This is a genomic window from Streptomyces sp. NPDC060198, assembly GCF_042728415.1.
Taxonomy (GTDB): domain Bacteria; phylum Actinomycetota; class Actinomycetes; order Streptomycetales; family Streptomycetaceae; genus Streptomyces.
In genome coordinates this window covers 1-11,099 of sequence record NZ_JBHWZJ010000242.1, presented here as the reverse complement: position 1 = coordinate 11,099, position 11,099 = coordinate 1, and the positions used below count along the sequence as shown (strand labels likewise).

At 71.1% G+C, this 11,099-nt stretch carries 8 protein-coding genes and 1 pseudogene; 8 read left to right on the top strand and 1 reads right to left on the bottom strand.

Translation table 11 applies throughout. The annotated features are described in order from the left end of the window. Positions 1-915: pseudogene (locus tag ACFWEP_RS24645) on the top strand (replication-associated recombination protein A); the annotation flags it as partial. Between the two features lie 310 nt (positions 916-1,225). Beyond that, positions 1,226-1,840, top strand: a complete 615-nt coding sequence (gene rpsD, locus ACFWEP_RS24640) for a 30S ribosomal protein S4 (RefSeq protein WP_018524225.1) — start codon at positions 1,226-1,228, stop codon at positions 1,838-1,840. Between the two features lie 19 nt (positions 1,841-1,859). Here rpsD and ACFWEP_RS24635 read toward each other — a convergent pair whose 3' ends face one another. Then, on the bottom strand, positions 1,860-4,085 hold the full coding sequence (locus ACFWEP_RS24635) for an ATP-binding protein (protein ID WP_387372951.1): 2,226 nt from the start codon (positions 4,083-4,085) through the stop codon (positions 1,860-1,862). Positions 4,086-4,317: 232 nt separating this feature from the next. Here ACFWEP_RS24635 and ACFWEP_RS24630 point away from each other — a divergent pair, with 232 nt between their 5' ends. From ACFWEP_RS24630 to ACFWEP_RS24605, 6 genes are all read left to right on the top strand, one after another. Beyond that, complete coding sequence (locus ACFWEP_RS24630; protein WP_387372953.1) at positions 4,318-4,764, top strand: DUF948 domain-containing protein; 447 nt, start codon at positions 4,318-4,320, stop codon at positions 4,762-4,764. A 7-nt stretch (positions 4,765-4,771) separates the two neighbouring features. Further along, positions 4,772-5,128, top strand: a complete 357-nt coding sequence (locus ACFWEP_RS24625; protein ID WP_387372949.1) for a DUF6167 family protein — start codon at positions 4,772-4,774, stop codon at positions 5,126-5,128. Continuing rightward, positions 5,128-7,797 (top strand): alanine--tRNA ligase, encoded by a 2,670-nt coding sequence (gene alaS / locus ACFWEP_RS24620; RefSeq protein ID WP_387372947.1) that lies wholly within the window; start codon positions 5,128-5,130, stop codon positions 7,795-7,797. Before ACFWEP_RS24625 ends, alaS begins: the two co-directional genes overlap by 1 nt. Continuing rightward, positions 7,794-8,279 carry a Holliday junction resolvase RuvX gene (ruvX, locus tag ACFWEP_RS24615; protein ID WP_387372945.1) on the top strand — a complete coding sequence of 162 codons (486 nt, stop codon included), beginning with the start codon at positions 7,794-7,796 and terminating at the stop codon, positions 8,277-8,279. The genes alaS and ruvX overlap by 4 nt, the downstream gene beginning before the upstream one ends. Positions 8,280-8,379: 100 nt before the next feature. Beyond that, positions 8,380-10,260, top strand: coding sequence for an endolytic transglycosylase MltG (gene mltG, locus ACFWEP_RS24610; RefSeq protein WP_387372943.1), 1,881 nt, complete (start codon positions 8,380-8,382; stop codon positions 10,258-10,260). Beyond that, positions 10,247-11,083: a shikimate dehydrogenase gene (locus tag ACFWEP_RS24605; protein ID WP_387372941.1), complete on the top strand. Its 837-nt coding sequence runs from the start codon at positions 10,247-10,249 to the stop codon at positions 11,081-11,083. Before mltG ends, ACFWEP_RS24605 begins: the two co-directional genes overlap by 14 nt. The last annotated feature ends 16 nt before the right edge of the window (positions 11,084-11,099 follow it).

Below are 11,099 nucleotides of genomic sequence, written 5' to 3'. Positions count from 1 at the left end.
ACCGAGAACCCCCACTTCTCCATCATCTCGCCGCTGCTGTCGCGCTCCCTGCTGCTCACCCTGGAATCCCTCACCGAGGACGACGTGCGCGCCCTGCTGCGCCGTTCCCTCACCGACGAACGCGGTCTCGGCGGTGCGGTGACGCTCCCCGAGGATGCGGAGGACCATCTGCTGCGCATCGCGGGGGGTGACGCCCGCCGCGCGCTCACCGCGCTGGAGGCCGCCGCCGGGGCCGCCCTGGCCAAGCACGAGGCGGAGATCACCCTCTCGACCGTCGAGGAGACGGTCGACCGTGCCGCCGTGCGGTACGACCGGGACGGCGACCAGCACTACGACGTGGCGAGCGCCCTGATCAAGTCGATCCGGGGCTCGGACGTGGACGCGGCGCTGCACTATCTGGCGCGCATGATCGAGGCGGGGGAGGACCCCCGGTTCATCGCCCGCCGGCTGATGATCTCCGCCAGCGAGGACATCGGTCTCGCCGACCCGACCGCACTGCCGACGGCGGTCGCCGCCGCCCAGGCCGTCGCCCTGATCGGCTTCCCCGAAGCCGCCCTCACCCTCAGCCACGCCACCATCGCCCTGGCCCTCGCACCCAAGTCGAACGCGGCGACCCTGGCGATCATGGCCGCCCGCGAGGACGTCCGCAAGGGCATGGCGGGGCCGGTCCCGGCGCACCTGCGCGACGGTCACTACGCGGGCGCCGCCAAGCTGGGGCACGCACAGGGGTACGTCTACCCGCACGACGTCCCCGGCGGCATCGCGGCCCAGGAGTACGCTCCCGAGGCGGTCCGGGGCCGTCGGTACTACACCCCCACCCGCTACGGCGCCGAGGCCCGGTACGCCGACGTGGCGGACCGGGTCCGTGAGCGCCTCGGCCGCACGGACGGCGACGCCGGGGCGCGCGAGCGCTGACGCGCGCGGGCCCCTCGCGCGCGTGAGGCGGCCCGCCGACCGGGGTCACACCCGCCCCCGGTACGAGGAGCTCCGCGGAGCAGGTAGTCTGTAGACGAGTTCGTGTGCGTTCGGGTTGCTGACGGCAGCCCGACGATCTTCAAGCCCGCTGGGACGCGGCTGACCACGATCAGATCGGCCTTCCGTCGCTTACGGCACCCGTGTGCGTGCCGTCGCTGCTTCGTGATGTCCGTGATGTGTGTGGTGTTCCCAGGGTGAGACACGCGATCTCCCCACTGAGGTAAACCCCTACAACGGAGGTCTGGAGAACGTGCCTAACCAGTCGCGTCCCAAGGTCAAGAAGTCGCGTGCCCTCGGCATCGCTCTGACGCCCAAGGCTGTCAAGTACTTCGAAGCGCGTCCGTACCCGCCGGGCGAGCACGGCCGTGGCCGCAAGCAGAACTCGGACTACAAGGTCCGTCTGCTGGAGAAGCAGCGCCTGCGTGCGCAGTACGACATCAGCGAGCGCCAGATGGCGCGCGCCTACGACCGCGCCAAGAAGGCCGAAGGCAAGACCGGCGAGGCGCTGGTCGTCGAGCTGGAGCGCCGCCTCGACGCCCTGGTCCTGCGTTCGGGCATCGCCCGCACCATCTACCAGGCCCGTCAGATGGTCGTCCACGGCCACATCGAGGTCAACGGTGGCAAGGTCGACAAGCCGTCGTTCCGCGTGCGCCCCGACGACGTCGTCCAGGTCCGCGAGCGCAGCCGCTCCAAGGTCCCCTTCCAGGTGGCCCGCGAGGGTGGTTACGACACCGACGGTGAGACCCCGCGCTACCTCCAGGTGAACCTGAAGGCCCTGGCCTTCCGCCTGGACCGGGACCCGAACCGCAAGGAAATCCCGGTCATCTGCGACGAGCAGCTCGTCGTCGAGTACTACGCCCGCTGATCCAGGCGCAGCGCTCGCATCAGAGCTCGGGCCCGCCCCTCTCGGTCATCCGGGAGGCGGCGGGCCTTCGCGTTTCCCCGGGTGCCGGGACACTCGCCGCGGGGCGCCCCTCCGGCGGAGGGGAACCGTCCGTGCGATCCGGGTTCCCGCCGGCCAGCGCACGCCGGACCACGGTGTCGAGGTCCAGCAGCGCCCCGGTCCGCAGAGCGGCCCCGTAGGCGGCCTCCCCCAGCTCCCCGCGCGCCCGCTCGGCGCACTCCGCTCGCGGGGCGCCGTAGTGGACCGAGCCGAAGACCGGCACCCCCACGGACGGCCAGATCGCCGATGCGGCCCCCTGGAGCACGGCGGCCTCCCTCGCGTCACCCTCCACGACGGTCAGCAGCGCCAGCAGCTCCAGGCAGAGCACGCCGCCCAGCGGATCGTGGAAGCGGTGGCCGGTGGCCAGGGCCTCCAGAAGCATCCGGCGGCAGGCCCCGGGGCGGCCCTGCCGCAGCGCCACGAAGGCCAGGACGTACAGCGCGTACGCCCGGACCCAGCGCTCCCCGTGGTCGTCGCAGATCTCCTCGACTTCGCGGCAGTTCGCCGCGGCGTCCTCCAGATCTCCCCGGAACACCCGCGCCATGCCCAGTTCCACCTGGGCCATCAGGACGTTGCTGTTGAGCTCGCCCACCTCCCGGTAGCGCGCGAGCGCGTCCCGCAGCAACTCCTCCGCGCGCGCCACGTCGTCGGTGACGAGGGCCAGACAGCCCGTCCGGTGCACCGCGTACGCGGCCGCCGCGTCGTCCCCGGACTGCTCCGCCCCCTCCCGGCATTCCTGGAGCGCGGAGATCGCGCCGACGGCGTCTCCCTGGAGGACCGACACGTACCCGAGCACCCACTGCGCCTTCAGTCGTGACGGATCGTGGGAGGTCTCCTCGTCGAGCACGTGCTCCAGCCAGTACCGGCCTTCGGCCAGCCGCCCGCAGCCGACCCAGAAGTACCAGAGGGTTCCCGCCAGGTACTGCGCGAGGTGGACCTCGTCCGAGGACTCCATCGAGCACTCCATCGCCCTGCGGAGATTGGGGAGTTCGCACTCGACACGGACCGCCACCACCTCCTGCCGGGGGGAGAACCAGTCCAGCTCGCACCAGGTGGCGAGCCCCAGGAACCAGTCCCGGTGCCGCCGTCGCAGGCGCTCCGCGTCCCCGGTGGCCGACAGCCACTGGGCCCCGTACTCGCGGATCGTGTCCAGCAGCCGGTAGCGGGTGCCGGCGGGGGAGTCCTCGCGCAGCACCACGGACTGGGCGAGGAGCGCGTCCAGCACGTCCAGCACGGTGTCGGCCGGCAGGTCCGGACCGCCGCAGATGTACTCCGCGGCCTCCAGGTCGAACTGTCCGGCGAACACCGAGAGCCGCGCCCAGAGCAGCCGCTCCGCGGGCGCGCACAGTTCGTGGCTCCAGCCGATCGCCGTCCGCAGCGTCTGATGGCGCGGCGGGGCGCTCCGGTTGCCGCCCGTCAGGAGCCCGAACCGGTCGTCCAGCCGCTGGAGGATCTGTTCCGGCGCGAGCGCGCGCATCCGTCCGGCGGCGAGCTCCAGGGCGAGCGGAATCCCGTCGAGGCGCCGGCACAGCTCCCGTACGGTCTCCCGGACCGCGCCGGTGAGGGCGAAGCCGGGCCGTACCGCGCCCGCCCGGGCGGCGAACAGCTCCAGGGCGTCCTCGTCGCCCATCGGTGCGAGCGGATGGAGCCGCTCGCCGTCCACCCGCAACGGGAGCCGGCCCGCCGCCAGAACCCGCAGGCGCGGCGCCCGGCGTAGCAGCTCCTGGACCAGGTCCGCGCATGCCCCGACGTGCTGCTCGTACCCGTCGAGCACCAGCAGCACCTCACGGTCGGCGAGATGCTCCAGCAGGATCGTCCTGGGCGGTCTGCGGGTGTGGTCGGTCAGCCCCAGCGCGTCGACCACCGCGTGCCCCAGCAGGTCGGGATCGCCCAGGCCGGCGAGGTCGGCGAGGTCGGCGACCCCGACCCCGTGGGAGTACCGTTTCTCCAGAAGCGAGGCGAGGCGTACCGCGCAGCGGGTCTTGCCGACGCCGGCCACACCGACGACGGTGACCAGCCGGTTCTCCTCCAGCAGTGCGCCGAGAGCGGCGAGATCGTCGTGGCGTCCGACGAAGGTGTTCAGTTCCGCGGGCAGCCCGCTGTGGCCGGGGGCGTGCCCGGAGCCCTGATCGTCGGGTTCGGGGAACCTGCCCGGAAGGCGTCGCATGAAACACGCAGAGTACTGGTCCGGAAGCGCTGCGTACAAACTTGTCCATAGACCCGCCCCGGCCACGGGGTAATGCGGTACAGGGCGTGACGCCCGGCGCGATAGGCTCGTCGATACGACGACTGGCGGGGGCGGCGGGTTGGTGCCCGGGCGCCGCGGCCGGTCCGGACGGTGACAGGCCCCCCTGGGGCGAGCGACAAGCAGGGAGCGGTGCACAGTGTCCGGTGGAGAGGTGGCCGGGATTCTGGTGGCCGTCTTCTGGGCGATCCTGGTCTCGTTCCTCGCCGTGGTGCTGGTGAGGCTGGCCCAGACGCTCAGGGCGACCACCAAGCTCGTGGCGGACGTGACCGAGCAGGCCGTACCGCTGCTCGCCGACGCCTCCGCGACCGTACGCTCCGCGCAGACCCAGCTGGACAAGGTCGACGCCATCGCGTCGGACGTCCAGGAGGTCACCTCCAACGCCTCCGCCCTCTCCACCACCGTCGCGTCGACCTTCGGCGGCCCCCTGGTGAAGGTCGCGGCCTTCGGCTACGGCGTCCGCCAGGCACTCGGCCGCAGGGGCGCACCGGAGCCCGCGCGTGAAAGCCAGGCCCCCCGCCGTACCGTGGTCGTCGGACGAACCGTGCCGTCCGCCCGCAAGAAGCGGAACGGGCGCAGCTCCCGCGGACAGAAGGACTGAACCAGCGATGTTCCGCCGAACCTTCTGGTTCACCGCCGGCGCGGCCGCCGGCGTGTGGGCCACCACCAAGGTGAACCGCAAGATCAAGCAGCTCAGCCCCGAGAGCCTCGCGGCGCAGGCCGCGGACAAGGCGATCGAGACCGGTCACCGGATCAAGGACTTCGCCCTCGACGTGCGCGAGGGCATGGTCCGGCGCGAGGCCGAACTCGGCGGAGCGCTGGGCCTGAACGCACCGGTCGACCCGGAACTCCCCGTACGGCGCCACCGGGCCGTCGACGCGGCCGGACCCGCGCACCGCTCGGACGCGGCCCCCCTGTACCGCACCCTCCCCTACAACTCGAACAACCGGAATGAGGACCACTGATGGAGTCGGCCGAAATTCGCCGTCGCTGGCTGAGCTTCTTCGAGGAGCGCGGTCACACCGTCGTCCCCTCGGCGTCGCTCATCGCGGACGACCCGACTCTGCTGCTGGTCAACGCGGGCATGGTGCCCTTCAAGCCGTACTTCCTCGGTGAGGCCAAGCCGCCGGCCCCCCGCGCCACCAGCGTGCAGAAGTGTGTCCGTACCCCGGACATCGAAGAGGTCGGCAAGACGACCCGGCACGGCACGTTCTTCCAGATGTGCGGCAACTTCTCCTTCGGCGACTACTTCAAGGAAGGCGCCATCACGTACGCCTGGGAGCTGCTCACCGGCTCCCTGGCGGACGGCGGTTTCGGCCTGGAGCCGGAGAAGCTGTGGATCACCGTCTACCTCGACGACGACGAGGCCGAGACGATCTGGCGCGACGTGATCGGCGTGCCCTCCGAGCGCATCCAGCGCCTCGGCAAGAAGGACAACTTCTGGTCCATGGGCGTCCCCGGACCCTGCGGCCCCTGCTCCGAGATCAACTACGACCGCGGCCCCGAGTTCGGCGTCGAGGGCGGCCCGGCCGTCAACGACGAGCGCTACGTGGAGATCTGGAACCTGGTCTTCATGCAGTTCGAGCGCGGCGCCGGCGACGGCAAGGAGGACTTCCCGATCCTCGGGGACCTGCCGTCCAAGAACATCGACACCGGTCTCGGCCTCGAACGCCTCGCGATGATCCTGCAGGGCGTGCAGAACATGTACGAGACCGACACCCTGCGCGTCGTCATGGACCGGGCCACCGAGCTCACCGGCGTCCGCTACGGCGCCGCGCACTCCACGGACGTCTCCATGCGGGTGGTCGCCGACCACATGCGCACCTCCGTCATGCTCATCGGTGACGGCGTCACCCCGGGCAACGAGGGCCGCGGCTACGTGCTGCGCCGCATCATGCGCCGCGCCATCCGCAACATGCGCCTGATGGGCGCCACCGGGGCCGTCGTGCAGGACCTCATCGACGTCGTCATCGACACGATGGGGCAGCAGTACCCGGAACTCCTGACCGACCGCAAGCGCATCGAGACGGTCGCGCTGGCCGAGGAGACGGCCTTCCTGAAGGCCCTCAAGGGCGGCACCAACATCCTGGAGACCGCCGTCACCGAGACCAAGGCCGCCGGCGGCCAGGTCCTCGCCGGCGACAAGGCGTTCCTGCTCCACGACACCTGGGGCTTCCCGATCGACCTGACCCTGGAGATGGCCGCCGAGCAGGGCCTGGCCGTCGACGAGGACGGCTTCCGCCGCCTCATGCAGGAACAGCGCGACAAGGCCAAGGCCGACGCCCGCGCCAAGAAGACCGGCCACGCCGACCTCTCCGCCTACCGCGAGGTCGCCGACACCGCCGGTGCCACGGAGTTCACCGGTTACACCACCACCACGGGCGAGTCGACCGTCGTCGGTCTCCTCGTCAACGGCGTGCCCTCGCCCGCCGCGAGCGAGGGCGACGAGGTGGAGGTCGTCCTGGACCGCACCCCGTTCTACGCCGAGGGCGGCGGCCAGCTCGCCGACACCGGCCGCATCCGCCTCGACAGCGGTGCCGTCGTGGAGGTCCGCGACGTCCAGAAGCCGGTCCCCGGTGTCAGCGTCCACAAGGGCGTCGTCCAGGTCGGCGAGGTGACCGTGGGCGCCTCCGCCTACGCCACCATCGACATCACCCGCCGCCGGGCCATCGCCCGCGCCCACTCCGCCACCCACCTCACCCACCAGGCGCTGCGCGACGCGCTCGGCCCGACGGCCGCCCAGGCCGGCTCGGAGAACTCCCCGGGCCGCTTCCGCTTCGACTTCGGTTCGCCCGCCGCCGTTCCCGGCACGGTCCTCACCGACGTCGAGCAGAAGATCAACGAGGTCCTCTCCCGGGAACTCGACGTCCAGGCCGAGGTCATGTCCATCGACGAGGCCAAGAAGCAGGGCGCCATCGCCGAATTCGGCGAGAAGTACGGCGAGCGGGTCCGCGTCGTCACCATCGGCGACTTCTCCAAGGAACTGTGCGGCGGCACCCACGTCCACAACACCTCCCAGCTCGGCCTGGTGAAGCTGCTCGGCGAGTCCTCCATCGGGTCCGGGGTGCGCCGCATCGAGGCCCTGGTCGGCGTGGACGCCTACAACTTCCTCGCCAGGGAGCACACGGTCGTCGCCCAGCTCCAGGAGCTGGTCAAGGGCCGCTCCGAGGAGCTCCCGGAGAAGATCTCCGCCATGCTCGGCAAGCTGAAGGACGCCGAGAAGGAGATCGAGAAGTTCCGCGCGGAGAAGGTCCTCCAGGCCGCCGCCGGGCTGGTCGAGTCCGCCAAGGACGTCCGCGGAGTCGCCCTGGTCACCGGTCAGGTCCCGGACGGCACCTCCGCCGACGACCTGCGCCGCCTGGTCCTCGACGTACGCGGTCGCATCCAGGGCGGCCGGCCCGCCGTGGTCGCCCTCTTCACCACCGCCAACGGACGCCCGCTCACCGTCATCGCCACCAACGAAGCCGCCCGCGAGCGCGGTCTCAAGGCCGGCGACCTGGTGCGCACGGCTGCCAAGACCCTCGGTGGCGGTGGCGGCGGCAAGCCGGACGTCGCCCAGGGCGGCGGCCAGAACCCCGACGCCATCGGTGACGCCGTCGCCGCCGTCGAGCGCCAGGTCACCGAGACCGCATGACCGAGGAGAGTGCCCCGATGCGTCGCGGACGCAGGCTCGCGATCGACGTCGGGGACGCGCGGATCGGGGTCGCCTCGTGCGACCCCGACGGCATCCTGGCGACGCCGGTGGAGACCGTGCCGGGACGTGACGTCCCGGCCGCCCACCGGCGGCTCGGTCAGATCGTCGAGGAGTACGAGCCGATCGAGGTCGTCATCGGCCTCCCCCGGTCCCTGGGCGGCGGTGAAGGGCCCGCCGCGGCGAAGATCCGTGCTTTCGCCCAGGTGTTCGCCCGCGCGGTCCACCCGCTGCCGGTACGGCTGGTGGACGAGCGGATGAGCACGGTGACGGCCACCCAGGGGCTGCGCGCCTCGGGCGTCCGGTCCAAGAAGGGGCGGTCCGTCATCGACCAGGCCGCCGCCGTGGTGATCCTGCAGAACGCGCTGGAGTCCGAACGGGCGTCAGGGCATGCACCTGGCGAGGGCGTCGAAGTGGTGCTGTGATCGCGATACGGTAACGTTCCGCGCGATGCTGCGGTGTTCGAACAGCCCGCACGGCGAAGCGAAGAGACGGCAACGCGCGTCTCGCGGCTCTAGGGGATCGATGACTGAGTATGGCCGGGGCGCAGGCCCCGAACCGTGGCATCCCGAGGATCCCCTCCAGGGGGACCAAGGCTGGGCGGCCCAGGAAGCGTCGCAGGACCCGAATTCCTACGGCGGCCATCCGCAGGATCCCTACGCCCCGCAGCATCAGCAGCAGCCCTACCCGCAGGACCCGTACGCCCAGCAGCAACAGGGCTACGGCAACGCCCAGGACCCGTATGCCCAGCAGCAGTCCTACCCGCAGCAGGGTTACGGCAATCCCCAGGATCCCTACGGACATCAGCAGCCACACCAGCAGCAGCAGCACCAGCAGTACCAGCAGCCGCAGGGCGGCTACGAGCAGCAGCAGTACGAGCAGCAGCAGCCCTACGGACAGCAGCAGTACGGGCAGCAGCCCGGCTACGACCAGGGCTGGGACACCGGTCAGCAGCCCGCCATGCCGTACGGCGCCCAGCCCCACGACCCGTACGGCTACCCGGCGGAGAACTACGGCGCCCCCGGCGACCAGTACGCCACCGCGGAGGCCTTCCCGCCGCCGCAGCCGCCCGGCCGCCGCACCGCGCCGGAACCCGAGGCCCAGCCCCCGTCGCAGACGGACTGGGACCCGGACGAGCCGGTGGAGGAGACGCACCCCTTCTTCACCGGCTCCGACACACCGGAGGAGCGCCGGAGCCGCGGCGGACGCGGCAAGAACTCCTCCGACGAGACGGACCGGGACTCCGACCCGGACGACGGCGCCGACTCCGAGTACGACGACGACCCGCGCTCCGGCCGGCGCGGCGGCCGCACCAAGGGCAAGAAGAAGAGCCGCAACGGCTGTGCCTGCCTCGTCGTGTCGCTGGTCCTCGTCGGCGGCCTCGGCGGGGTGTCCTACTTCGGGTACAGCTACTGGAAGCAGCAGTTCGGCGCCCCCGAGGACTACGAGGGGATGGGTACCGGCCCCCAGGTCCAGGTCGAGATCCCCAAGAACGCGCTCGGCTACGACATCGCCAACAAGCTGAAGAAGCAGGGCGTCGTCAAGTCCGTCGACGCCTTCGTCTCCGCGCAGAACTCCAACCCCAAGGGCAACTCGATCCAGGCGGGTGTCTACCTCCTCAACAAGCAGATGTCGGCGGCCAACGCGGTCAAGATGATGCTCGACCCGAAGAGCCAGAACGCGCTGATCATCCCGGAGGGCACGCGGAACGCCAAGATCTACGAACTGATCGACCAGCGGATCGGTGTGGACGAGGGCACCACCAAGAAGGTCGCGCGGGAGAAGATCGCCGACCTCGGTCTGCCGGACTGGGCGACGAACCACTCTGATCTCAAGGACCCGCTGGAGGGCTTCCTCTTCCCCGCTGCCTATCCGGTGGCCAAGGGATCCAAGCCCGAGGACGCTCTGAAGCGGATGGTGGACCGCGCCAACGAGGAGTACGGCAAGCTCGACCTCGCGGGCGCCGCCAAGAAGTACGACCTGGACGGCCCCTGGCAGGTGCTGACCGTGGCCAGCCTCGTCCAGGCGGAGGGCATCTCCCACGACGACTTCCGCAAGATGGCCGAAGTGGTCTACAACCGCTTGCAGCCGGACAACACGATCACCAACCGCAAGCTCGAATTCGACTCTGCGTTCAACTACCTGAAGAACCAGAGCAAGATCACGATCAGGTCGAGCGAGATCCGTACCAACCCGGACCTCTACAACACCTACTACCACACGGGCCTGCCGCCGGGTCCGATCAGCAACCCGGGGGACGAGGCGATCAGCGCGACCCTCAACCCGACCGCCGACGGATGGATGTTCTTCATCTCGCTCGACGGAAAGAAGACCGACTTCACCAAGACGGTGGAGGAGCACGAAGCGCTCAACGAGAAGTTCAAGGAACTCCATGGCCTCCAGTGAGGGACCCCGCCGCGCCGCGGTCCTCGGCTCCCCGATCGCCCACTCGCTCTCCCCGGTCTTGCACCGGGCCGCGTACGCCGAACTCGGCCTCGACCACTGGTCGTACGACCGCTTCGACGTGGACGAGGCGGGACTCCCCGGCTTCTTCGCCGGCCTGGACGCGACCTGGGCCGGGCTGTCGCTGACCATGCCGCTCAAGCGGGCGGTCATCCCGCTGCTCGACGGGATCAGCGACACCGCGGCCTCCGTCGAAGCCGTCAACACGGTCGTGTTCACGAGGGACGGCCGGCGGGTCGGCGACAACACCGACATCCCCGGGATGGTCGCGGCACTGCGCGAGCGAGGCGTCGACAAGGTGGAGTCGGCCGCCGTCCTCGGTGCGGGCGCGACCGCCTCCTCCGCGCTCGCCGCGCTCTCCCAGATCTGCGCGGGACCGGTCACCACCTATGTGCGCAGCCGTGCCCGGGCCGACGAGATGCGCGGCTGGGGCGACCGCCTCGGCGTCGAGGTCTCCGTCGCCGACTGGGCCGACGCCGCCGAGGCCTTCGCCGCCCCGCTCGTCGTCGCGACCACTCCAGCCGGCACCACGGACGCCCTCGCCGCAGCCGTTCCCGCCGCGCCCGGCACCCTCTTCGACGTGCTGTACGAGCCCTGGCCCACCGCTCTCGCCACCGCGTGGGCGGACCGGGGCGGGGCCGTGGTCGGCGGTCTCGACCTGCTGGTCCACCAAGCGGTCCTCCAGGTCGAGCAGATGACGGGCCGCTCGCCGGCGCCACTGGCCGCGATGAGGGCGGCGGGAGAGGCAGCCCTCGCGGCACGCTGAAGGGCGCCTCTCCCGC

Coding starts and splice junctions, on each gene's coding strand:
- ACFWEP_RS24635 (WP_387372951.1), bottom strand. CDS start 4,085: ATGCGACGCCTTCCGGGCAGGTTCCCCGAACCCGACGATCAGGGCTCC.
- ACFWEP_RS24625 (WP_387372949.1), top strand. CDS start 4,772: ATGTTCCGCCGAACCTTCTGGTTCACCGCCGGCGCGGCCGCCGGCGTG.
- alaS (WP_387372947.1), top strand. CDS start 5,128: ATGGAGTCGGCCGAAATTCGCCGTCGCTGGCTGAGCTTCTTCGAGGAG.
- ruvX (WP_387372945.1), top strand. CDS start 7,794: ATGACCGAGGAGAGTGCCCCGATGCGTCGCGGACGCAGGCTCGCGATC.
- mltG (WP_387372943.1), top strand. CDS start 8,380: ATGACTGAGTATGGCCGGGGCGCAGGCCCCGAACCGTGGCATCCCGAG.
- ACFWEP_RS24605 (WP_387372941.1), top strand. CDS start 10,247: ATGGCCTCCAGTGAGGGACCCCGCCGCGCCGCGGTCCTCGGCTCCCCG.